18 protein-coding genes are annotated in these 22491 nt (G+C 69.3%); 10 read left to right on the plus strand and 8 right to left on the minus strand.

Going from position 1 to position 22491, the window contains the following annotated elements:
• The first annotated feature begins 6 nt into the window (after window positions 1-6).
• The 3 genes from QTI68_RS30325 (at window position 7) to QTI68_RS30335 (ending at window position 3217) form a co-directional block, all read left to right on the plus strand.
• Window positions 7-978: a UDP-glucuronic acid decarboxylase family protein gene (locus tag QTI68_RS30325; RefSeq protein WP_286526902.1), complete on the plus strand. Its 972-nt coding sequence runs from the start codon at window positions 7-9 to the stop codon at window positions 976-978.
• Window positions 979-982: 4 nt separating this feature from the next.
• The gene (locus QTI68_RS30330) at window positions 983-2356 is read left to right on the plus strand and encodes a UDP-glucose dehydrogenase family protein (protein WP_286526903.1); all 1374 of its coding nucleotides are present in this window, start codon (window positions 983-985) and stop codon (window positions 2354-2356) included.
• 96 nt (window positions 2357-2452) lie between these two features.
• Window positions 2453-3217, plus strand: a complete 765-nt coding sequence (locus tag QTI68_RS30335) for an SGNH/GDSL hydrolase family protein (RefSeq protein WP_286526904.1) — start codon at window positions 2453-2455, stop codon at window positions 3215-3217.
• Here QTI68_RS30335 and opgC read toward each other — a convergent pair.
• Window positions 3194-4339 (minus strand): OpgC domain-containing protein, encoded by a 1146-nt coding sequence (gene opgC, locus QTI68_RS30340; RefSeq protein WP_286526905.1) that lies wholly within the window; start codon window positions 4337-4339, stop codon window positions 3194-3196. The genes QTI68_RS30335 and opgC overlap by 24 nt on opposite strands.
• A 126-nt stretch (window positions 4340-4465) precedes the next feature.
• On the opposite strand from opgC, the gene QTI68_RS30345 reads away from it, so the two are divergent.
• The 7 genes from QTI68_RS30345 to pbpC all read left to right on the plus strand — a co-directional run bounded on the left by QTI68_RS30345 (window position 4466) and on the right by pbpC (window position 15579).
• Window positions 4466-10438 carry an alpha-2-macroglobulin family protein gene (locus QTI68_RS30345; RefSeq protein WP_503011760.1) on the plus strand — a complete coding sequence of 1991 codons (5973 nt, stop codon included), beginning with the start codon at window positions 4466-4468 and terminating at the stop codon, window positions 10436-10438.
• Window positions 10439-10513: 75 nt separating this feature from the next.
• On the plus strand, window positions 10514-10789 hold the full coding sequence (locus QTI68_RS30350; protein WP_286526907.1) for a DUF2277 domain-containing protein: 276 nt from the start codon (window positions 10514-10516) through the stop codon (window positions 10787-10789).
• A gap of 15 nt (window positions 10790-10804) precedes the next feature.
• Window positions 10805-11209 (plus strand): PaaI family thioesterase, encoded by a 405-nt coding sequence (locus tag QTI68_RS30355; protein ID WP_286526908.1) that lies wholly within the window; start codon window positions 10805-10807, stop codon window positions 11207-11209.
• 13 nt (window positions 11210-11222) lie between these two features.
• Entirely contained in the window at window positions 11223-11819 is a 597-nt protein-coding gene (locus QTI68_RS30360) for a class I SAM-dependent methyltransferase (protein ID WP_286526909.1), read from the plus strand.
• A 60-nt stretch (window positions 11820-11879) separates the two neighbouring features.
• On the plus strand, window positions 11880-12506 hold the full coding sequence (locus QTI68_RS30365) for a LysE family translocator (RefSeq protein ID WP_286526910.1): 627 nt from the start codon (window positions 11880-11882) through the stop codon (window positions 12504-12506).
• 23 nt (window positions 12507-12529) lie between these two features.
• Window positions 12530-13435 (plus strand): polysaccharide deacetylase family protein, encoded by a 906-nt coding sequence (locus QTI68_RS30370; RefSeq protein WP_286526911.1) that lies wholly within the window; start codon window positions 12530-12532, stop codon window positions 13433-13435.
• A complete protein-coding gene (pbpC, locus tag QTI68_RS30375; RefSeq protein ID WP_286526912.1) occupies window positions 13432-15579 on the plus strand; it encodes a penicillin-binding protein 1C in 2148 nt (715 codons plus the stop codon). The genes QTI68_RS30370 and pbpC overlap by 4 nt, the downstream gene beginning before the upstream one ends.
• Window positions 15580-15881: 302 nt before the next feature.
• On the opposite strand, the gene panE is transcribed toward pbpC, so the two are convergent.
• The 7 genes from panE to QTI68_RS30410 form a co-directional block, all read right to left on the minus strand.
• Window positions 15882-16817 carry a 2-dehydropantoate 2-reductase gene (gene panE / locus QTI68_RS30380; RefSeq protein WP_286526914.1) on the minus strand — a complete coding sequence of 312 codons (936 nt, stop codon included), beginning with the start codon at window positions 16815-16817 and terminating at the stop codon, window positions 15882-15884.
• Window positions 16818-16888: 71 nt separating this feature from the next.
• Window positions 16889-17332 carry a cyanase gene (gene cynS / locus QTI68_RS30385; protein WP_286526916.1) on the minus strand — a complete coding sequence of 148 codons (444 nt, stop codon included), beginning with the start codon at window positions 17330-17332 and terminating at the stop codon, window positions 16889-16891.
• Between the two features lie 41 nt (window positions 17333-17373).
• A complete protein-coding gene (locus QTI68_RS30390; RefSeq protein ID WP_286526917.1) occupies window positions 17374-18201 on the minus strand; it encodes an ABC transporter ATP-binding protein in 828 nt (275 codons plus the stop codon).
• Window positions 18202-18214: 13 nt separating this feature from the next.
• Window positions 18215-19075: a nitrate ABC transporter permease gene (gene ntrB / locus QTI68_RS30395; protein ID WP_286526918.1), complete on the minus strand. Its 861-nt coding sequence runs from the start codon at window positions 19073-19075 to the stop codon at window positions 18215-18217.
• Between the two features lie 5 nt (window positions 19076-19080).
• Entirely contained in the window at window positions 19081-20445 is a 1365-nt protein-coding gene (locus QTI68_RS30400; RefSeq protein WP_286526919.1) for a CmpA/NrtA family ABC transporter substrate-binding protein, read from the minus strand.
• Window positions 20446-20589: 144 nt separating this feature from the next.
• Window positions 20590-21267 carry a response regulator gene (locus tag QTI68_RS30405; RefSeq protein ID WP_286526920.1) on the minus strand — a complete coding sequence of 226 codons (678 nt, stop codon included), beginning with the start codon at window positions 21265-21267 and terminating at the stop codon, window positions 20590-20592.
• Entirely contained in the window at window positions 21264-22442 is a 1179-nt protein-coding gene (locus QTI68_RS30410; RefSeq protein WP_286526922.1) for a sensor histidine kinase, read from the minus strand. The genes QTI68_RS30405 and QTI68_RS30410 overlap by 4 nt, the downstream gene beginning before the upstream one ends.
• Between the last annotated feature and the right edge of the window lie 49 nt (window positions 22443-22491).

Genomic DNA, 22491 nt, shown 5'->3' on the forward strand with positions numbered 1-22491 from the left:
TCTCGCATGCGCAAATACAACGCCTCCAAACGAATGCTGGTCACCGGCGGCGCCGGCTTTCTCGGCAGCCACCTGTGCGACCGCCTCATCGAGCAGGGCCACGACGTGCTGTGCGTCGACAACTTCTTCACCGGCACCAAGCGCAACGTCGAGCACCTGCTCGACCATCCGCGCTTCGAGCTGATGCGGCACGATGTCACTTTTCCGCTGTACGTCGAGGTCGACGAGATCTTCAATCTCGCCTGCCCGGCCTCGCCGATCCACTACCAGCACGATCCGGTGCAGACCACCAAGACCAGCGTGCACGGCGCCATCAACATGTTGGGTCTGGCCAAGCGCGTGCGGGCCAAGATCCTGCAGGCCTCGACCAGCGAGGTCTATGGCGACCCGGAAATCCATCCGCAGGTCGAGTCCTACTGGGGCCGCGTGAATCCGATCGGCCTGCGCAGCTGCTACGACGAAGGCAAGCGCTGCGCCGAGACGCTGTTCTTCGACTATCACCGCCAGCATCAGCTGCGCGTCAAGGTGGTGCGCATCTTCAACACCTACGGGCCGCGGATGCACCTGAACGACGGCCGCGTGGTGTCGAACTTCATCGTCCAGGCGCTGAAGGGCGAGGACATCACGATCTACGGCGACGGCGAGCAGACGCGCAGCTTCTGCTACGTCGACGACCTGCTCGAAGCGATGCTGCGCATGATGGCCACAGGCGACGAGGTGCCGGGCCCGATCAACATCGGCAACCCGGGCGAGTTCTCGATGCTCGAGCTGGCCAACAAGGTGATCGAGCTCACCGGCTCGAAGAGCAAGCTGGTCAGGCAGCCCCTGCCCGCCGACGATCCCAAGCAGCGCCGGCCCGACATCTCGCTGGCGCAGCAGGCATTGGGCGGCTGGGAACCGCGCACGCAACTCGAAGAAGGCCTGAAGAAGACAATCGCCTACTTCGACCAGATTCTCTCGGAGCCCAAGTCGGCTTGAACGCATGAACATCACGATCATCGGCACGGGCTATGTCGGCCTGGTGACCGGCGCCTGCCTGGCGGACATCGGCAACAACGTCTTCTGCCTCGACGTCGACGCCGGCAAGATCGCCACCCTCAACGCCGGCGGCATCCCGATCTACGAACCCGGCCTCGAGGCGGTCGTGGAATCGAACGTCGCGGCCAGGCGGCTGTCTTTCTCGACCGACGTCGAGGCCTCGGTGGCCTTCGGCGACGTCCAGTTCATCGGCGTCGGCACGCCGCCCGACGAGGACGGCAGCGCCGACCTCCAGTACGTGCTGGCCGCGGCGCGCAACATCGGCCGCTACATGAACGGCTTCAAGGTCGTGGTCGACAAGTCGACGGTACCGGTGGGCACGGCCGACAAAGTCACGGCCGTGATCCAGGAGGAACTCGACCGGCGCGGCCGCTCCGACCTCCGGTTCTCGGTCGTCAGCAACCCCGAGTTCCTCAAGGAAGGCGCGGCGGTCGAGGACTTCATGCGGCCCGACCGGATCGTGATCGGCTACCGCGATGACGACAACGGCCGCGAGGCGCTGGCCTGGATGCGCCGGCTCTATGCGCCCTTCAACCGCAACCACGAGCGCACCCGCGTGATGGACGTGCGCTCGGCCGAGTTCACCAAGTACGCGGCCAACGCGATGCTGGCCACCCGCATCAGCTTCATGAACGAGCTGGCGAACCTGGCCGACCAGGTCGGCGCCGACATCGAGGCGGTGCGCCAGGGCATCGGCTCCGACCCGCGCATCGGCTACAGCTTCCTGTACGCCGGCACTGGCTACGGCGGCAGCTGCTTTCCGAAGGACATCCAGGCGCTGACCCGGACCGCCCGCGACAACGGAAAGGCGCTGCGGGTGCTCGAAGCGGTCGAGGCGGTCAACGACGACCAGAAGAGCGTGCTGACGAACAAGGTGCTGGCGCGCTTCGGCACCGACCTCGCCGGGCGCACCTTCGCACTTTGGGGACTGGCCTTCAAGCCCAACACCGACGACATGCGCGAGGCGCCGAGCCGGGTCGTGCTCGACGTGCTGCTGCGCGCCGGAGCCCGGGTGGTGGCGCACGATCCGATCGCGATCGAGGAGACCCGGCGGGTGCTGAAGCTGGACTTCGCCGATGCGCCGGCGCTGCTCGACAACCTCCGCTTCGTTTCCGCCAAGGACCCGATGGAAGCTCTGGCCGGCGCCGATGCGCTGATCATCGTCACCGAATGGAAAGCCTACCGCAGCCCCAACCTCGAACGGCTCAAGGCGCTCATGAAGACACCGGTCGTGTTCGACGGCCGCAACCTCTACGAGCCGGGCACCATGAAAGAGGCCGGCATCGTGTACCAGGGCATCGGCCGCAACAGCCAGTGAGCGGCCCGGATTGACGAGTCGTTACCATTTGCGCCCACGTCGGCAGGAACCTGCCAACGGTTTCCGGTCGAAGAACGTTGCTTCCTGATGGTGTCGATGAAAGCTGCTGCCCGCCTTGCCCTTGTCTCCTTCGCGTTCGCGGGCGTGCTGGCGGCACAGGCCGAGCCGCTCTCCGGCGGCGCGGCGCCGGCGCCTGCAGCCACCCCCTCGCCCGCCTACAGCGCCGCGCGCGCCCGCTGGCAGGGCGACCTCTCCGCCTTTGCCGCGGCCGACCGCGAACACCTGCCCGAGCCGGGCGGCGTGGTCTTCGTCGGCAGTTCCACGATCCGCATGTGGCCGCGGCTGGCGCAGGACTTCAACCAGCATCCGGTGGTCGTCAACCGGGGCTTCGGCGGCTCGACCATGGCCGACTGCAGCCTGTTCGCATCCGAGCTCGTGGTGCGCTACAGGCCGCGGCTGGTCCTGGTCTATGCCGGCGACAACGACCTGGCCGAAGGCCGTACGCCGCTGCAGGTGCTCGAAAGCTTTGCCCAGTTCACCAGCACCGTGCGCGCTGCCCTGCCCGACACCCGCATCGCCTACATCTCGGTCAAGCCCAGCCCCTCGCGCGAGAAGCTGCTGCCCGGCATCCGCGAAACCAACAACGTGATCGGCGCCTACCTGAAGCGGCTCCCCAACAGCGACTACATCGACGTCTTCACGCCGATGCTGGCCGCCGACGGCCGGCCCCGGCCGGAGCTGTTCCGCGGCGACCGGCTGCACCTCAACGACGAGGGCTACCGGCTCTGGCAGTCGGTGATCGCCTCGCACCTGCAGGAAACGACGCCGACCGGGACCTCAGTCGCCCAGGGCGCGCGATAGCGGCAGGGCCGGCGGCTTCTGCCGCCCGTCCCACCAGAGCGTGGCGCGGGCGACGCCGTAGAGCCAGCCGAACACCGCCGCCAGCAGGAGCACGTCGCCCCACCAGGGCCGTGCCGTCTGGCTGTCGCCATAGACCGCCAGCACCAGCAGCACCGCCACCAGGTGGGCGCAAAAGACCGGCAGCGACGCGCTGCCCAGGTCTTCGAGCCACTGCAGGCGGGGAATCCGCCGCATGAAGGCGGGCCCGAAGCGGACCGCCACGATGCCCAGCACCGCCAGGTTGACCAGCCGCAGCGGACCGAGCTGCCACTTGTCGAACAGCAGGTTCAGCTCGACATCGCCGCCGAAGGGCGCCTGGCCGTTGATGCCGTGGTGCCGCCACCAGAATCCGTAGAGCGCAGCCGCGCCGGCGAGCAGCACCAGCCAAGGCGGAAAACGCAGCGGCTGCGCGCCGGGCGCGTTGCGGCCGGCCCCGATCCAGAGGCCGGCGAACCAGAGGAACTGCCATGCGAACGCGTTGAAGGCGCCCATCTCGTGGAAAGGCACCGCGAGGCCGGTGTGGCGCACGGTCAGGCCGTAAAGCCATTCGCTGAGCCCGAACTGCGCCAGCGCCCACAGGCTGGCGCTGGCCACCATCACGCCGGTCCAGCCATGGCGCAGCGCGAAGGCCAGCACCCAGGGGCTCAGCAGCATGAAGAAGATGTACATCGGAAGAATGTCGAGCAGCGCCGGCTCGTAGATCAGCAGCAGCGAGTACAGGAAGCCCTCGCGCGGATTGGCCAGATAGAACGACAAGAGATTCTTGACCGCCGGCTGATCGATGCGCAGCCCCACGGCGGAAATGACCGTGAAGAGAAACAGCAGCGTCGCGGCCTGGCTCAGGTAGACCTTGAGCGCGCGGCGCCAGAAGGCCCGGCGCATCGATTCGACGCCCTGGGTCCGCGCGATGCGGCTGTAGACCAGTCCGGAGACGAACGCCGACAGCAGCACGAAGCCCTCGGCCGCCGACACGAAGCCGAAGGGCTGTCCGAGCGGGTCGGTCAGCCGGGTCGGCAGGTGGGTGACGGTCATCAGCACGAGCATGAGCCCGCGCAATGCATCGATTTCCCAGTAGCGTTTCATCGGTCGACGTGATCTGTGAGCGGTACGCGCGAGACCCGCACGACGAGCCCCGAATTGTAAGGAACGGGCCTCTGGCCGGACGCCGCCCCGGGGCAAATGGGCTACGCTCGACGCGCTACGGACCGGATGGAGAAAAAAAACTTGAGCCGAACGACACCCGCCTTCCTGCTGGCTGCCAGCGCCTTCCTGGCCGCGGGAGCGGCCCACGCGCTGCAGATCACCAGCCTGACGCCGCAGGGCGAAGTCTCCAGGGTGCGCCAGGTGGTCGCCAAATTCGACCAGCCCGCGGTGCGCTTCGGCGACCCCAAGGCGCCGGCCCCGCTGGCCGTCGCCTGCGCCGACGCCGAGGCCGGCAAGGGCAGCGGCCGCTGGACCGGCGACCGGCAGTGGGTCTTCGACTTCGAGAACGACCTGCCGCCGGGCGTGCGCTGCACGGTCACGCGGGTCGCCGGTTTCCAGTCGGCCACCGGTGCCGCGCTGACCGGCCCCGAGAGCTGGCGCTTCAACAGCGGCGGACCCTTCATCCGCAACTGGCAGCCCAGCTACGGCAAGATCGACGAGCAGCAGATCTTCATGCTCGAGCTCAACGGCCCCGCCACCCCCGAGAGCGTGCAGGAGAACGTCTGGTGCACCGCCAGCGGCATCGGCGAGCGCATCCCGGTCAGGCAGATCGACGGCGGGCAGCGCGCCGCCCTGCTCAAGGCGCTCGGGCGCGACCAGGACGCCGACAAGGCGCCGCTGCGCTTCCTGACCTTGCAGTGCAACCGCACGCTGCCACCGGCCAGCCGGGTGCAGCTGGTCTATGGCAAGGGCGTCGCCACGCCCTCGGGCGTGGTCAACAACGTCGAGCGGCGGCTCAGCTTCGATGTGCGCGAGCCCTTCGCGGTTTCGTTCAGCTGCGAGCGCGAGAACGCGCAATCGGCCTGCCTGCCGCTCAAGCCGATGGTGCTGCGCTTCAATGCCCCCGTGGCGCGCAAGCTGGCCGCGGCCATCACGCTCGACGGCGCCGGCAAGCGCTTCAAGCCGCAGTTCGATGACAACGCTGCCCGGGACGACGATGGGGTGGTCGAGTCGCTGAGCTTCGCCGGGCCCTTCGCCGAGCAGACGCCGTTCACGATCACGCTGCCGCCGAAGTTCGAGGATGCGTCTGGCCGTCCGCTGGCCTCGCCCGACAGCTTCCCGCTCAAGGTCGCGACCGGCCTGATGCCGCCGCTGGCCAAGTTCGCGGCTTCGCCCTTCGGCGTGGTCGAGCGGCTGGCCGAGCCCGGCGGCGTGGCGCTGATGCCGGTCACGGTGCGCCGGGTCGAGCCGGCGCTGCAGGTGCAGGCGCTGACCCTGGGCGCGGCGCCGGGCCAGGTCAGCGACCTGAATCCGAAGAGCGACGCCGACATCATTGGCTGGTTCCGCAAGGTGCGCCGCTACGACAACTACAACGTCTCGCGCAAGCTGGCCGCGCGCGACGTCAAGGGCGCGTTGCCGAAGGTGATCGACAAGGACGACCGCGACAGCATCCAGACCCGCATGGTGTCGCTGCTCGGCGGCCAGGCCGGCGTGCGCACCTTGGACATGCCGAAGGCCGACAGCGGCGACCCGCGGCCTTTCGAAGTGGTCGGCATCCCGTTGACGCCCGGCTTCCACGTGCTCGAGATCGCCTCGCAGAAGCTCGGCGACGCGCTGCTCGACGAGCGCTACGGCAGCGGCCGCACGATGTACGTGCGCACCACCGCGCTCGCCACCAATCTGGCGGTGCATTTCAAGCTCGGCCGCGAGAACGCCGTGGCCTGGGTCACGACCCTGGACAAGGGCAGCGTGGTCGCCAACGCCGCGGTGCGGGTGTCGACCTGCGACGGCCGCGAAGTGGCCCGGGGCAGCACCGACGCCCGGGGACTGGTGACCCTGACCGGCATTTCGCCCGACGCGCCGTCCTGCGCCAGCGACGACGACTACGAGGCCGGCGCCTACTTCGTCAGCGCCCGCGCCAAGGATGCGCAAGGCGTCGAGGACCTCGCCTTCACCTGGAGCGACTGGCAGCGCGGCATCGAGCCCTGGCGCTTCAACGTGCCGACCAGCCTCCAGGCGCAGCCCGACCGGATCGCCCACACCGTGTTCGACCGCACGCTGCTGCGCGCCGGCGAGACGGTCTCGATGAAACACCTGATCCGCACGCAGACGCAGAAGGGCTTCGGCCTGCCCGAGTCGCTGCCGGACACGCTGGTCGTCACGCATGCGGGCAGCGGCCAGCAGTTTACGCAGCCGCTCCAGTGGCGCAAGACCGCCACCGGCGGGCTCAGCAGCGAAAGCAGCTTCGCGGTCCCGCCGGCGGCCAAGCTCGGGATCTACCAGGTCGAGCTCCGAAGCAGCAAGGAAGGCAGCGCCAGCGCCGAGGAAGGCGGTCCGGGCAGCTACGCCAGCGGGCAGTTCCGGGTCGAGGAGTTCCGCCTGCCGGTGCTCGAGGGCCGGATCGGGCCGAGCGACAGCAAGCCGCTGGTGGCCATCGGCTCGCTGCCGGTCGACCTGCAGATCAACTACGTGGCCGGCGGCGGCGCGGCGGCGCTGCCGGTGCGCGTGTCGGCGCTGGTGCGCGGCAAGCAGCCCTCCTTCCCCGATTTCGACGCCTTCAGCTTCGCCCCTCCCAGCAAAGACGGCGACGAAGCCACCGCGCCTGCGGACGATCCGCGCGTGATCGCCGACAAGCTCCCCTTGACGCTGAACCGCGAAGGCGCCGGCAAGCTCACGATCGACAAGATCCCGGTCGCCAGGGCCAGCCCCCGCGAACTGCTGCTCGAAGCCAGCTACGCCGACCCCAACGGCGAGGTGCAGACCTTGCGCAGCACCCACACGCTGTGGCCGGCCGCGGTCATCGCCGGCATCAAGACCGAAGGCTGGGTGTCGGCCAGCCAGAAGCTCAGGTTCCAGGCCCTGGCGCTCGACCTGGCGGGCAAGCCGCAGGAAGGCGTGACGCTCAACGTGCGCGCCATCGCCCGCATCACGACCACCAGCCGCAAGCGCATGGTGGGCGGCTTCTACACCTACGACAACAAGACCGAGGTCAAGGAGATCGGCACCATCTGCAGCGGCAAGAGCGATGCCCGCGGCCTGCTGCTGTGCGAGGTCGAGCTCAAGGAGCCGGGACAGGTCGAGCTGATCGCGAGCGCCACCGACAAGGACGGCCGCGACAGCCGCGCCGCGAGCTCGGTCTACGTCACGCGGCAGGGCGAGCTCTGGTTCGGCGGCGAAGACCACGACCGCATCGACGTGCTGCCCGAGAAGAAGAGCTACCAGCCCGGCGAGGTCGCCAGGTTCCAGGTCCGCAGCCCGTTCCGCTTCGCCACCGCGCTGGTCTCGGTCGAGCGCGAAGGCGTGATCGAGACCCACGTGGTCCAGCTCAACGGCCAGGACCCGACCGTGACCCTGCAGGTCAAGCCCGAATGGGGCCCCAACGTCTATGTCAGCGTGCTGGCGCTGCGCGGACGGCTGCGCGAAGTGCCTTGGTACAGCTTCTTCACCTGGGGCTTCCGTTCGCCGCGCGAGTGGTGGACCGCCTTCTGGTACGAGGGCAAGGAATACGTGGCGCCGACCGCCCTGGTCGATCTCAGCAAGCCGGCCTACCGGCTCGGGCTGGGCGAGATCCGGGTCGGCACGCAGGCGCATCGCATCGACGTCAAGGTCGCGAGCGACAAGCCGGCCTACCCGGTGCGCGGCCAGGCGCAGGTCACGATCAGCGGCCGGCTGCCCGACGGCAAGCCCGCGGCCGGCGCCGAGGTGGCGGTGGCGGCGGTCGACGAGGCGCTGCTCGAACTGCTGCCCAACGACAGCTGGAACCTGCTCGAGGCCATGCTGCAGCGGCGCAGCTGGGGCGTCGGCACCTCGACCGCGCAGATGGAGATCGTCGGCCGCCGGCACTACGGCCGCAAGGCCGTGCCCGCGGGCGGTGGCGGCGGCAAGAGCCCGACGCGCGAGCTGCTCGACACCCTGCTGCTGTGGAAGCCGGCCGTGGTGCTCGATGCCAACGGCCAGGCGACGCTGACGGTGCCGCTCAACGATGCGCTGACGACCTTCCGGATCGTCGCGGTGGCCGACGCCGGCACCGGCCTCTTCGGCACCGGCCAGGCCTCGATCCGCGCCACCCAGGACCTGCAGATCATCAGCGGCCTGCCGCCGCTGGTGCGCGAGGACGACCAGTTCCGGGCCCAGGTCACCTTGCGCAACACCACGGCCAACGCGATGAAGGTCGAGGCCACGCCGCGCGCGACCCTGCTCACGCTGGCGCCGCAGACGGTCGAGATCCCGGCCGGCGAAGCGCGCGAGCTGGCCTGGACCGTGACAGCGCCGGCCCAGCTGGCGCAGACGCGGGCCGAGGCGATCCTGTGGGAGATCGAAGCCCGCGACACGCTCGGCGGGGCGCGCGATGCGCTCAAGGTGCGCCAGCGCATCCTGCCGGCGGTGCCGCTGACGGTGCAGCAGGCGACCCTGGTGCAGCTCGACGGCCCGTTCACGCTCGACGTCGGCCCGCCGGCGGACGCCCTGCCCGGTCGCGGCGGCCTGCGCCTGTCGCTGCAGCCGCGCCTGGCCGAAGGCCTGACCGGCGTGCGCGACTGGTTCGCCGCCTACCCCTATGCCTGCCTGGAGCAGAAGGCCAGCAAGTCGATCGGCCTGCGCGACGGCAAGGGCTGGCAGGCGGTGGTGGCGCAGCTGCCGACCTACCTCGACGGCGACGGCCTGGCCAACTACTTCCCGCCGCGCGATGGCGAGGCGAACCGCGGCAGCGACATCCTGACCGCCTACCTGCTGGCATCGACCCACGAGGCGGCCGCGCTCGACCCGGCCTTCGCCCTGCCCGAAGCGGCGAGTGCACCGATGGTTCAGGGCCTGATCGCCTTCGTCGAAGGCCGCATCCAGCGCGAGTTCTGGAGCCCCCGCAAGGACCTCGACGTGCGCAAGCTTGCCGCCCTCGAGGCCTTGTCGCGCTACGGCAAGGCCCAGGGCCGCATGACCGGCAGCATCACCATCGCCCCCAACCAGTGGCCGACCAGCGCGCTGATCGACTGGCTGCAGATCCTGCGGCGGGTGCCGGACGTCCCGCAGCGCCAGCAGCGCCTGGACGAAGCGAACAACGTGCTCAAGGCGCGCCTGAGCTTCCAGGGCACGCGCCTCCTGTTCAGCACCGAGCAGGACGACAACTGGTGGTGGCTGATGGCCAATGGCGACGTCAACAGCGCGCGGCTGCTGCTGGCGGTGCAGGACGATCCGGCGTGGAAGGACGACATCGGCAAGCTGGCGAACGGCTTCATCGGCCGCCAGCAGAACGGCGCCTGGCGCACCACCACCGCCAACCTGTGGGGCGGCCTGGCGCTGGAGAAGTTCTCGCGGCGATTCGAGAGCGCGCCGGTCACCGGCATCACCGCGGCCACCCTGGGCACGGCCAAGGCCCAGGTCGACTGGCGCAAGGTCGAGCCGGTCAAGGCCGGCGACCCCGGCGGCGCCCCGAACCAGGCGAGCGCCTTCGGCGCACCGGCGTCGCCCGGCATGCTGCGCAACAACACGATGTTCGTTCCATGGCCGGCCGCCGCCGCGCGCGACACGCTGCTGGTCACGCAAAGCGGCAGCGGCAAGCCCTGGCTCACGCTGCAGTCGCTGGCCGCGGTGCCGCTGAAGGAAGCCTTCGCGGCCGGCTATGCGATCAAGAAGACCGTGACGCCGGTCGAGCAGGCCGTGGCGGGCGTCTTCACGCGGGGCGACGTGCTGCGCGTGAGCCTCGAGGTCAACGCCAGCGCCGACATGACCTGGGTCGCGATCACCGACCCGATCCCCGGCGGCGCCACCATCCTCGGCGGCGGCCTGGGCCGTGACTCGCAGATCGCCACCCAGGGCGAGAAGCGTTCGGGCAGCGGCTGGCCGGCCTTCGAGGAACGCAGCTTCGAGGCCTTCCGCAGCTACTACGAATACCTGCCCAAGGGGGTCGTGAAGATGGAATACACGCTGCGCCTCAACAACGTCGGCGACTTCGCGCTGCCGCCGAGCCGGGTCGAGGCGTTGTATGCGCCCGAGATGTTCGGTGAGATGCCGAATGCGCGGGTCAAGGTGGAGGCGGCGAAGTAGCAGGGTCGCGCGGGGTTGAGCTCGCGCTCGAACTTGCGCACACTGCGCGATCGAACCCTCTCGCATGGAGACACGATGTGTAGAAGTATCAAGACCCTGTTCAACTTCGAGCCGCCCGCCACCGAAGAAGAAATGCGCGCGGCATCGCTGCGGTTCGTGCGCAAGCTCAGCGGCTTCGCCCGCCCTTCCAAGGCCAACGAGGCGGCCTTCGATCGCGCGGTCGAAGACGTCACTGCCGCGGCCCGGGCGCTGATCGAATCGCTGGTGACCACGGCCGATCCGCGCGACCGCGAGATCGAGGCCGCGCGCGCCCGCGCACGGACCGCCGTTCGCTTCGGTGCCCAAGGCTGAGAACCGGACGCACCGATGCCCACCGTCGAACAAATTCAGCAGCTCCTCGAACCGCTGTTCCCCGGGCTGATGGGGGTTCGCCTCGTCACGCTCGAACCCGAACGCGTCGTTGCAGAGCTGCCCGTGCGGGCCGACCTCTGCACCGCCGGCGGCATCCTGCACGGCGGCGCCTACATGGCGTTCGCCGACACCCTGGGCGCCGTCGGCACGATCATCAACCTGCCGCAGGGCAAGCGCACCACGACCACCGACTCCAGCACCAAGTTCATCGGCGGGGCGCGCGTCGACACTACCGTGGTCGGCGAATCGGTGGCGCTGCACCGGGGACGGACCACGATGGTGTGGCAGACCACGATCCGCTCGGCCGAAGGCAAGCTGTGCGCGGTGGTCACGCAGACGCAGCTGGTCCTGGATGCATAGCCCGCAGGCGCCGATGACTGCGCCCTCCCCGACCGACCCCTGGCTCGAACGCTGGCTGCCGATGGTGGTCGCGCACGCCGACGGCACGGCGATTCTCGAACTCGGCTGCGGCAGCGGCCGCGACACCCGGACGCTGGCCGCCGCGGGCCTGCACGTGGTGGGCATCGACCTCAGCGCCGAAGCCATCGAAGAGGCTCGCGCTCGCGTGCCCGCGGCGGAGTTCCATTGCCGGGACATTCGCGAACCCTTTCCATTGGTCGCCGGCACGGTCGGCGTGGTCGTCGCCAGCCTCTCGCTGCACTACTTCGACTGGCCCGAGACGATGGCGCTGGCCGAGCGCATCCGTCGGCAGCTGCGGCCCGGCGGCCTGCTGCTGTGCCGGCTCAACTCGACCCGCGACTTCCATCATGGCGCCCGCCCCGACCTCGAAGCGGGCGCCGACAACTTCTACCTGGTGGACGGCTTCCCCAAGCGCTTCTTCGACCGCGCCGCGATCGACCGGCTGTTCGCCTCGGGCTGGCGCCTTCTCAGCGCCGACGAGCAGGTCGTCGAGCGCTATCAGCAGCCGAAGGCCCTGTGGGAAGTCATTCTCGAGCGCCAAGAGCGATAGGCGTACCCGCCTCCAGGTCGAAAGCAGCATTCGATCGTTCAACACAAAGGAAACCACCTCATGTCCCTCCAGCTCTGGCTCGCCTTCGTCGCCGCATCGGCGGTGCTGCTGATCATTCCCGGGCCCACCATCCTCACGGTCATCAGCTATTCGGTGGCCCACGGCAAGCGCGCCAACCTGCCGCTGGTGGCGGCCGTCGCGCTCGGCGATTCGACCGCGCTGGTCGTCTCGCTGCTGGGCCTCGGCGCCCTGCTCGCGACCTCGGCCTTCTGGTTCACCGCCATCAAGTGGGTCGGTGGCCTGTACCTGCTCTACCTCGGCATCAAGCTGCTGCGCGCCGGCATCTCGCCGGCCGTGCTGGCGGCGCCCGCCGCGCCCGGCTCGCGCTGGAAGCTGTTTGCCAACACCTACCTCGTGACCGCGCTCAATCCCAAGGGCATCGTCTTCTTCGTCGCCTTCCTGCCGCAGTTCATCGATCCGCGCGCCAGCGTGACGCATCAGCTGTGGGTGCTGGCCCTGACCTTCGTCTTCATGGCGGCGCTCAACGCCACGCTGTATGCGGTGTTCGCGGGCTCGGCGCGGCGCCTGCTGGCCTCGCCGCGGGCGCAGCGGCGCTTCAACCTCGCCGGCGGCTCGCTGCTGTCGGCCGCCGGTGTCTGGGCCCTGCTGGCCCGGCGCCCGGTGTGAGGCGCCGCTATCTGGAGATTCCCATGACAGCCCGCTACCTCGGCCCGCTGCGCGCGCACGGCCGCTTCGACTACCTGCCGATCACCCGTCGGGCCGACCATGCCTGGCCCAACGGCGCCCGGCTGGCGGTCTACCTGGGCTTCAACCTGGAGCATTTCGCCTTCGGCGAGGGCATGGGCGCATGCATCGGTCCGGTGCATCCGCATCCGGACGTGCTGAACTTCTCGTGGCGCGAATACGGCAACCGGGTCGGCGCTTGGCGCTGTCTCGAACTGTTCGACAGCCTCGGCCTGCCTTCGAGCACCTTGCTCAACACCGCGCTCTACGACCACTGCCCGGAACTGGTCGCTGCCTCGGTCGCGCGGGGCGACGAACTCATCGGCCATGGCCACAGCAACTCCGAGCGCCAGGCCGACATGGCCGAGGCCGAAGAAGCGGCGCTGCTCGCCGACTGCCGCGAACGGATGCACGCCGAAAGCGGCCAGGCACCGGCCGGCTGGCTGTCGCCCTGGATTTCCGAAAGCCATCTGACGCCCGACCTGCTGGCCGAGGCCGGCTACGGCTACACCCTCAACTGGTGCCACGACGACCAGCCGATCCGCATGCGTACGCGCAGCGGCCGCACGCTGTGGTCGGTGCCCTATCCACAGGAGCTCAACGACATCCCGATGATCATCGCGCGCCAGATGGACGCCAAGGATTTCGCCGCCATGGTCATCGACAACGCCGACGAGATGCTCGAGCAGTCGCGCCGCCAGCCCCTGGTGATGGGCCTCGCGCTGCACCCCTACATCGTCGGCCAGCCCTACCGGCTGCGCCACCTGCGCCGCGCGCTCGGCCATCTGGCTGGCCTGCGCGACCGCGGCGAGATATGGTTCACCACGCCGGGCGAGATCTGCCGGCACATGGAGCGGCTGGAACCGACATGAAGGCTGCGCCGCTCGCCCTCGCGCTGGCCGCCCTGCTGGCGGCACCGGCCTGGGCCGGTCTTGCCACCTTCGACGAGGTCCGGCGCGATTTCCGCCCGTCCGACAGCGCGGTGCTGGACCGCGACGGCCTGCTGCTGCAGCGCGTGCGCACCGACACCAGCGTGCGGCGAGGCGACTGGATCGCGCTGGCCGACATCTCGCCGGCCCTGCGCAGCGCGATGCTGCTGAGCGAGGACAAGCGCTTCTACGCGCACAGCGGCGTCGACTGGCGCGCGGTGTCGGCGGCGGCCTGGGGCAACCTCTGGAACACCCGCACCCGCGGCGCCTCGACGATCACGATGCAGCTCGCCGGCCTGCTCGACGACGACCTGCACCGCGCCGGGGGCGGCCGCAGCCTGGCGCAGAAGCTGGGCCAGACGGTCGCGGCCCAGCAGTTGGAGCGCCAGTGGCGCAAGGACCAGATCCTCGAGGCCTACCTCAACACCGTGCCCTTCCGCGGCGAGATCGTCGGCATCGACGCCCTGTCGCGCACGCTGTTCGGCAAGGCGCCGCACGGACTCGACGCCCGCGAGGCGGCGGTGGCGGCCGCGCTGGTGCGTGCGCCCAACGCCAAGCCCGCGCTGGTGGCGCAACGGGCCTGCGAGCTGATGCGGGCGATGGAGCCCGGCTACAAGCCCGACTGCGCGGCGCTCGACATGTTCGCCAGTGCCGCGCTGCAGCGGCGCGCCTTCGATCCGAGCGAAGGCGTCGCGCCGCACCTGGCACGCCGGGCGCTGAAGGAAGCCGGCTATCCGGCCGGACCGCTGCGAACCACCCTGCGGGCGCCGCTGCAGCGTTTCGCGCTCGATGCACTGCAGCGCCAGCTGCGCGAACTGCGCGGGCGCAACGTCGAGGATGGCGCGCTGGTCGTGCTCGACAACGCCAGCGGCGAGGTGCTGGCCTGGGTCGGCTCGTCCGGCACGCTGAGCCGTGCGGCCGAGGTCGACGGCGTGCTCGCGCAGCGGCAGCCGGGCTCGACCCTCAAGCCCTTCCTCTACGCGCAGGCGCTGGCCGAGCGCAGGCTCACGGCCGCTTCGCTGCTGGACGACTCGTCGGCCCAGATCAACACCGCCGGCGGGCTCTACATCCCGCAGAACTACGACCGCCAGTTCAAGGGCTACGTCTCGGTGCGCACCGCGCTCGCGGCCTCGCTCAACGTGCCGGCCGTGCGCACGCTGGTGATGGTCTCGCCCGAAGCCTTCGCGCGCCAATTGCGCGCAGCCGGCCTGCCGCTGGCGCAGAGCGGCGACTACTACGGCTACAGCCTGGCGCTCGGCAGCGCCGAGGTCTCGCTGCTGACGCTCACCAACGCCTACCGGACGCTCGCCAACGGCGGGCGCTTCGGCGACACCCGCGACCTGCCCGGGCCGGCTTCCACCGCCAGGGGCCAGGCCGTCGCCATCGATCCGCGAGCCGCCTTCATCGTCGGCGACATCCTGGCCGACCCGAACGCCCGCGCCCGAACCTTCGGCCTCGACAGCGTGCTCGGCACCCGCTTCTGGAGTGCCGTGAAGACCGGCACCAGCAAGGACATGCGCGACAACTGGGCGATCGGCTGGTCCGAGCGCTACACGGTCGGCGTCTGGGTCGGCAACGCCAGCGGCGCACCGATGTGGGACGTGAGCGGCACCAGCGGCGCCGCGCCGGTCTGGGCGCAGACGATGGCATTCCTGCATCGCAATGAACCGAGCCGGGCGCCGACACCGCCGGCCGGCGTGCTGCAGGCGCAGGTGCGCTTCGGCGATGCGCTCGAGGCGGCACGCAGCGAGTGGTTCATCGCCGGCACCGAGCAGCCGCTGTTCGCGATCGCGCCCGAAGCGTCGGCGGCGCAGGCGGCGCCGCGCATCACGGCGCCGGCGGACGGCACGATCCTCGCGCTCGACCCCGACATCCCGCCGGATCGCCAGCGCGTGCGCTTCGAGGCCGAGGGCCGGGGCGTGCAATGGCGCATCGACGGCAAGCCCCTGGCGCGCGGCGGCAGCGCGCAGTGGCTGCCCTGGCCCGGCCGGCATCGAGTGCAGCTGATCGACGCGCGCGGCCAGGTGGCCGACGAAATCAGGCTCGAGGTGCGCGGCGCCGGCGTGGTGGCGAACGCCAGGCGGTGAGGCAGGCGAAGGCGTCCGACGCCTGTCAGCCGCGACCGACGGCCCGCAACCGACAAACGGCGTACAGCCGGCCCGCGCCGCGGCCCACGCCGTCTCAGGCTGGCGACTGCTGCCGTCGTCGCCTCGCCGGCGCTATACCTCTACACATGGGAGTTCGCTCCACACCGCTACGGAGGCCGTGATGCTGATCAAGATGACAACCGTGCCGCAAGCCCAGGACCCGCAGATCGTGGTCGCATGGATTCGGGCCTGCATCTGGGCCGGCATCGAGGGCTGGCCCTTCTGCAGGCTGAAGTAGCCGATCAGCCGCGGCTCGCTTCCCGCGCTCGCCGGGCCTCGTAGGCCAGCAGGTGCGCGCAGGCGATCCGCAGCGGCGTGACCCGTTCGCCGCCGTCGGCCCTGCGGCGCAACAAGTCGCCCACGATGTGATCGGCTTCGATCGCCGCACCGCGTTCGATGTCCTTGAACATCGACGCCGTCATCGAGGAACCCTTGACCTTCAGCATCGCATGCGCGCGTGCCAGCGACTCCGGACGCGGCGCAAAGCCGTTGTGGGCCAGGATCGCGGCGCACTCGTCCACCATGGCGTCCGCGACATCGGTGCCGCCGCTTTGCACGATGTCGCCGACGGTGCCGCGCATCAGGCAGGTCATGCTGGCGGCCGAGGCGATGAACATCCACTTCTCCCACATGTCCTGCAGGATGTTCCCGGAAGCGCGGGCTTCGAAGTTCGCGCCGGCAAAGGCGCTCTCGAGGGCCTGCACGCGGGCCGAGCGTTCGCCGCTGAGCTCGCCATAGGTCAGGCCGTGCATGTCGTTGTGATGCAGCACCGCGCCCTCGTCGTCGAGGGAGGCCGAGATCATGCACAGTCCGCCGAGCACGCGCTCGGCGCCGAAGCGATTGCCGAGTTCGTCCAGATGTCGCATGCCGTTCAGCAAGGGAAGAATGGCCGTCCCGGGTCCGACCGCGGGCGCGAACGATGTCATCGTCTCCGCCAGGTCGTAGGCCTTGCAGCCGACCACGACGACATCGAAGGGGCCTTCGATGCCATCGGCCTGCACCGAAGGCGGCGCCGGCAGCGCCAGGTCGCCCTTCGGGCTCTTGATCACCAGGCCGGTCTTCGCGAGTTGCGCCGCCCTTCGCGGGCGCAGCAGGAAGGTGACATCCTTGCCTGCCTCGAGCAGCCGGCCACCGAAATACCCACCGAGCGCACCCGCGCCCACTACCAGGATCCGCATGAATCATTCCTCGTCGATGTTGGACGAGGGATTCTGCGCCGATGCCTGCAAGTCTGCTGGCGGCTGCCCGATCAGTAGGTCTTGTATGGCAGGAACTTGCCCGACAGCACCACGTTCACGCGATCGCCCTTGGGGTCGGCCTGGCGCTGGATGTCCATGCTGAAGTCGATCGCGCTCATGATGCCGTCGCCGAACTCCTCGTGGATCAGTTCCTTGATCGTGGTGCCGTAGACGCTCACCACCTCGTACCAGCGGTAGATCAGCGGATCGGTCGGCACCGGGGTCGGCAGCGAGCCCTTGTACGGCACCACCTGCAGCCACTTCTGCTCCTCGGCCGTGAGTCCGAAGATCTTGCCGATCACCTTGGCCTGGGCAGCGTCGAGCGTCATCTGGCCGAGGCAGGCGGCGGTGGTCCACTCCTTCGACAAGCCGACCTTCTTCGCCACGTCGGCCCACTGGATGCCCTTGGCCACCTTCACGGTGATGATCTTCTCGGTGACGTCGTTGCGGTTCATTTCGAATGCTCCTGTTGGTTGTGATGAATGGGGACAATAAGTCAGGCCGCCCTGGCGCGCTTGACGAGGAAGTCGACGATGTGGTTGCGCAGCGGGTAGTAGCCGTCGAGGTGGTGCAGCCCTGCGCGCGTGCGCTCGCGCGGCAGCGGATTGACCACGGTCTCGGCGATGTTGCCGGGCCGGTAGCCCGCCGCGGTTTCGCTGCCGTTGCGCATCAGCAGGATGCGGTCGGCCAGCAGGATCGCCTCGTCGACATCGTGCGTGATCATGAAGACCGTCTGCTGGGTCTGGCGCACGATGGCCATCAGCTCGTCCTGGATGGTGCCGCGCGTGAGCGCATCCAGCGCGCCGAAGGGCTCGTCGAGCAGCAGCATCTTCGGCTGGATCGAGAAGGCCCGCGCGATGCCCACGCGCTGCTTCATGCCGCCCGAGAGCTGCGAGGGCTTCTTGTCGATCGCGCCGTCGAGGCCGACCAACGACACGAACCTGCGCACCTGCTCGTCGACCTTGGCGGCCGGCCATTCGGGCCAGCGCGACTGCACCGCGAAGGCGATGTTGCGCCGCACCGTGAGCCAGGGCATCAAGGCGTGGCTCTGGAACACCACGCCGCGTTCGAGGCTCGGTCCCGCGAGCTCGCGCCCGTCCATGAACACATGGCCGCCGGTCGCCGCATCGAGCCCGGCCAGCACGTTGAGGATGGTCGTCTTGCCGCAGCCCGAGTGGCCGATGATGCAGACGAACTCGCCGCGCTCGATCGTGAAGCCGACCTCGGCGAACACCGGCTGGCCCGGCACGAAGGACTTCGAGAGCCCTTCAATGCGGAGGAAAGCGTTGGCGGCGGCAGGCGCGGCGGCGATGGCTGGATTCATGGCGATCCCCTGGTCACTCCACATAGGTCACCTTCTTCTGCAGTCCGGCGAAGGCCATGTCGAGCAGCATGCCGACGACACCGATCACGAGGATCGCGAAGATCACGTTGGTGAGCGACAGGTTGTTCCATTCGTTCCAGACGAAGTAGCCGATGCCGGTGCCGCCGACCAGCATCTCGGCGGCCACGATCACCAGCCAGGCGATGCCCATGCTGATGCGCATGCCGGTCAGGATCGTCGGCGCCGCCGCCGGCAGGATCACGCGAAAGGCGCGCCGCAGCGGCTTCACCTCGAGCGTGCTGGCCACGGCGAGCCATTCGCGCTTGACCGAGGCGACGCCGAAGGCGGTGTTGAGCAGCATCGGCCATACCGAGCAGATGAAGATCACGAAGATGCCGCTGGTGGAAGAATCCTTGATCGTGTAGAGCGCGAGCGGCATCCAGGCCAGCGGCGAGATCGGCTTCAGCACCTGGATGAAGGGGTCGAAGGCCTTCTGCAGCAGCGGCGACATGCCGATCACGAAGCCCAGCGGCACCGCCACCAGGCAGGCCAGCAGGAAGCCGAGCGCCACGCGGCCCAGCGACCAAGCGAGCTGGATCGCGATGCCCTTGTCGTTCGGGCCGTTGTCGTAGAACGGGTTCGACAGGTGCTTCCATGCGGTCGCGCCGATCTCGGCCGGCGTCGGAAAGCCGGCCGCCTTCACCTGGCCCGGATCCTTGCCGAGCATCTTCTGGTACTCGATCTGCTCGGGGGTCATGCCGACCTGCGAGGCCACCGCGCCCGGCGACATGGTCGCCACCTGCCAGACCGCGAGGAAGGCCAGGAACAGCACCAGCGACAGCAGCGCGGACCTGAGCCGCAGCGACTTCTTCATGTCGTTCAGCCGGCCAGCTTGCTGATCGCGAAGCTGCGCGCGTACTCGTCCGGCTTCGCCGGATCGAACACGCGCCCCATGATCGTGAACTTCGGATAGGCGCCCTCGGGCGGCGTCTGGCCGAGCTCCTTCATGCGCTTCCTGGCATCGGTGATCAGGAACACCTTCTCGGCCAGCTGCTTGTAGTCGACCTCGCCCTTGACGTAGCCCCAGCGCTTCATCTGCGTCAGCATCCAGACCGCCATCGACTGCCACGGTATCGGGTCGAAGTCGATCCGGTCGGGCACCGTGCGGATGTTGCCCAGGCCGTCGGCGAAGCGGCCGGTCAGCACCTGGGTCAGCACGGTCTCGGGCTGGTTCAGGTACTGCGCCGGCGCGATCACCTTGGCGATCAGCTCGCGGTTTTTGGCCTCGCGCGCCATCGCCGAGGCGGTCAGCACGGCCCGCGTGAGCGCCGCGAAGGTGTTCGGGTTCTGCTGGATGAAGGCGCTCGAGGTGCCGAAGGCGCAGCACGGATGGCCATTCCAGATCTCCTTGGTCAGGATGTGGATGAAGCCGACTTCCTCGAACACCGCGCGCTGGTTGAACGGATCGGGCCCGAGGTAGCCGTCGATGTTGCCGGCCCGCAGGTTGGCCACCATCTCGGCCGGCGGCACGACGCGGATCTGGATGTCGGTGTCGGGATTCAGCCCCGCTTCCGCCACGTAGTAGCGCAGCAGGAAGTTGTGCATGCTGTACTCGAAGGGCACCGCGAACTTGAAGCCTTTCCACAGCTTCGGATCGCGCTTGTCCTTGTGCTTGTTGGCCAGCGTGATCGCCTGGCCGTTGGTGTTCTGGATCGCGGCCACGTTCATCGGCGTCGCATTGGCGCCGGCGCCCATCGAGATCGCCAGCGGCATCGGCGACAGGAAATGGGTGGCGTCGTATTCCTTGTTGAGCATCTTGTCGCGGATCAGCGCCCAGCCCGCGGTCTTCACGACCTCGACATCGAGCCCCTGCTTCTGATAGAAGCCCAGCGGGTGCGCCATGATCAGCGGCGTCGCGCAGGTGATCGGAATGAAGCCGATCTTCAGGTTCTTCTTCTCGAGCGGCCCCTTGTCCTGCGCCATCGCCTGCAGCGCGCCGAGCGGCAATACGGACAGGATCGCGGCGCGCGCGGTGTTCGCACCCACCGCGCGAAGGAAGCCGCGGCGCACGCTGTCGACCGGGAACAGCGCCTTCACCAGGCTGGCCTCGAGCTTGGCGTTCGCGTCCTCGATCGCGCCGACATGCGCGCCGGGCGCATGGTCGCGGCCGCAGGCACAGCGCATCGCGAGCGGGCGGTCGGCGTCGAAGGGGTCGCTGGCCGGGGCTTCAGGCAGTCTGGACATGGTGCACCTCGTTGAAAAGATGAGGGGCACGATGCAAGTGCCGGGCCGGTTGGCCCGCCTGCAGGCCTCGCCATGCCAGATCGCGGGGCCCCGGTCGATGCCGTGTAGGGGCAGCACTACACGGCAGGCCCAGGCCGCTCTTCTTCAGCCCGCCGGCGCGCCCTTCGCGTGGCGCTCGGCGTACAGCGCGAGCTCGACGTCGTTCTTGGTCCCGGTCTTCTCGAGGATGCGGGCCCGGTAGGTGCTGACCGTATTGGGCGCCAGGCCGAGCCGCGCACCGATTTCGCTCACGGTCTGGCCGTCCGTGAGCAGCCTGAAGACCTGGTGCTCGCGGTGCGAGAGCGCATCGGCGCCCTGCCCGGCGGCGCTGCCGACCGCCGCGGCCAGCGCCTCCGCCGTCGCCGGCGACACGTACCTGCCGCCGGCCGCCACCTTGCGCACCGCGCCGACCATATCGTCCGGGTCGGCGCTCTTGTGCAGGTAGCCGGCGGCGCCGAGCTTGATGCAGCGCACCGCATACTGCTTCTCGGGGTAGGTGCTGAGCATCAGCACCGGGAGCGCGGGCCACTGCTTGCGCAAGGCCTGCAGCACGTCCAGCCCGTCGCGGCCCGGCAGCGCGATGTCGAGCAGCACCACGTCCAGTCCTTCCGGACCGCCGAGCGCCGACACGCGATCGAGCACCTCGGCGCCGGTCTGCGCCTCGCCCACCACCACCATCTCCGGAGGCCCGTTCGCGAGGTCGCCCAGCACCTGCTTGAGCCCTTCGCGCACGATGCGGTGGTCGTCGCCGATCAGCACGCGGATGTCCTTGTCTTCTCTCATGGCAAGGGCAGCTCCAGGCTGAAGACGCTGCCCGCGCCGGGCTCGCTCTCGATCGCGACGCGACCGCCGAAGTGCAGCGCCCGTTCGCGCATGCCCTGCACGCCGTAGGCGGTCGGGGCCTCGAAGACATGGGCCGGCGCGCCGATGCCGTCGTCGCGCACGCGGATGTGCAACTGCCCGGCCACGGCCTCGATGCGGATGTCGAGCCGGCTCGCACGCGCATGCCGCCCGACGTTGCTGAGCATCTCCTGGAAGATCCTGAACACCGCGATCGCGGCCGGCTCGGGCAGCTCGACGCCGGGCGCGACATCCATCTGCCAGTCGAGCGCGAGTTCGGCCGACTGCACGAACTCGTGAGCCTGCCATTCGAGCGCCGCCCACAGCCCCTGGTGGTCGAGGATGCTGGGCCGCAGGTCGGTGATGATGCGGCCGACGTTGTCGACCGCGCGCTCGATCAGCCCGCTCATGTTGCGGCACTTGCTGCGCATCAGCGTGCGCATCTGCTGCGCGTCGTCGGGCGCCCGCTCCTGCTGCTCGCCGAGTCGCTTGCCGATCCAGTCGACGTCCATCTTGAGCGCCACCAGCAGGCTGCCGAGTTCGTCGTGCACCTCGCGCGCGATGCGGGTGCGCTCGTCCTCGCGCACCTTGTCGAGCCATGCCGAGAGCTCGCGCAGCTGCGCCAGCGCATCGCTCAACGCGCGCGTGCGCTCCTCCACGCGCAGCCCGAGCTCGTCCTTGGCCTGCTGCAGCGCCAGCGCCGAGCGCCGGCGCTCGGTGATGTCGACGAAGGTGATGACCGCGCCGCGCACCTGGCCGCCATCCAGGATCGGATGGCTCGAATACTCGACCGCGAAGGCGCTGCCGTCGCGGCGCCAGAAGACCTCGGTGTCGATGCGGCAGACGAGGCCCCGCCGGAAGGCGTTGAAGATCGGGCAGTCGGTGTCGGCATAGTGCGAGCCGTCCGGATGCGAGTGGTGCGTGAGCTCGTGCATGTTGCGGCCCAGCACCTCGGTGCGCTCGTGTCCGAGCATCTGCGCACCGGCCCGGTTGATGAACATGCAGTGGCCGTCGAGGTCGATGCCGAAGATGCCCTCGCCGGTCGATTCGAGCAACAGGCCGAGCTGGTGTTTCCACAGGGGATGGCTGGCCGGGGCGGGCAGGACGGGCGTTTCCATGCACCAGATGCAAGCAACTGCCGTGCCGCGTTGGTGCACCGGTTACAAG

This window comes from Variovorax sp. J31P207 (assembly GCF_030316965.1).
In the GTDB taxonomy this organism is placed as follows: Bacteria; Pseudomonadota; Gammaproteobacteria; order Burkholderiales; family Burkholderiaceae_C; genus Variovorax; species Variovorax ginsengisoli_B.

Excerpts from the sequence above, each read along its gene's own strand:
- ntrB (WP_286526918.1), bottom strand. The coding sequence starts at position 19,075 with ATGAAGAAGTCGCTGCGGCTCAGGTCCGCGCTGCTGTCGCTGGTGCTG.
- QTI68_RS30390 (WP_286526917.1), bottom strand. The coding sequence starts at position 18,201 with ATGAATCCAGCCATCGCCGCCGCGCCTGCCGCCGCCAACGCTTTCCTC.
- QTI68_RS30325 (WP_286526902.1), top strand. The coding sequence starts at position 7 with ATGCGCAAATACAACGCCTCCAAACGAATGCTGGTCACCGGCGGCGCC.
- QTI68_RS30350 (WP_286526907.1), top strand. The coding sequence starts at position 10,514 with ATGTGTAGAAGTATCAAGACCCTGTTCAACTTCGAGCCGCCCGCCACC.
- cynS (WP_286526916.1), bottom strand. The coding sequence starts at position 17,332 with ATGAACCGCAACGACGTCACCGAGAAGATCATCACCGTGAAGGTGGCC.
- QTI68_RS30355 (WP_286526908.1), top strand. The coding sequence starts at position 10,805 with ATGCCCACCGTCGAACAAATTCAGCAGCTCCTCGAACCGCTGTTCCCC.
- QTI68_RS30400 (WP_286526919.1), bottom strand. The coding sequence starts at position 20,445 with ATGTCCAGACTGCCTGAAGCCCCGGCCAGCGACCCCTTCGACGCCGAC.
- QTI68_RS30360 (WP_286526909.1), top strand. The coding sequence starts at position 11,223 with ATGACTGCGCCCTCCCCGACCGACCCCTGGCTCGAACGCTGGCTGCCG.
- QTI68_RS30370 (WP_286526911.1), top strand. The coding sequence starts at position 12,530 with ATGACAGCCCGCTACCTCGGCCCGCTGCGCGCGCACGGCCGCTTCGAC.
- pbpC (WP_286526912.1), top strand. The coding sequence starts at position 13,432 with ATGAAGGCTGCGCCGCTCGCCCTCGCGCTGGCCGCCCTGCTGGCGGCA.
- panE (WP_286526914.1), bottom strand. The coding sequence starts at position 16,817 with ATGCGGATCCTGGTAGTGGGCGCGGGTGCGCTCGGTGGGTATTTCGGT.
- QTI68_RS30345 (WP_503011760.1), top strand. The coding sequence starts at position 4,466 with ATGGAGAAAAAAAACTTGAGCCGAACGACACCCGCCTTCCTGCTGGCT.
- QTI68_RS30405 (WP_286526920.1), bottom strand. The coding sequence starts at position 21,267 with ATGAGAGAAGACAAGGACATCCGCGTGCTGATCGGCGACGACCACCGC.
- opgC (WP_286526905.1), bottom strand. The coding sequence starts at position 4,339 with ATGAAACGCTACTGGGAAATCGATGCATTGCGCGGGCTCATGCTCGTG.
- QTI68_RS30410 (WP_286526922.1), bottom strand. The coding sequence starts at position 22,442 with ATGGAAACGCCCGTCCTGCCCGCCCCGGCCAGCCATCCCCTGTGGAAA.
- QTI68_RS30365 (WP_286526910.1), top strand. The coding sequence starts at position 11,880 with ATGTCCCTCCAGCTCTGGCTCGCCTTCGTCGCCGCATCGGCGGTGCTG.
- QTI68_RS30330 (WP_286526903.1), top strand. The coding sequence starts at position 983 with ATGAACATCACGATCATCGGCACGGGCTATGTCGGCCTGGTGACCGGC.
- QTI68_RS30335 (WP_286526904.1), top strand. The coding sequence starts at position 2,453 with ATGAAAGCTGCTGCCCGCCTTGCCCTTGTCTCCTTCGCGTTCGCGGGC.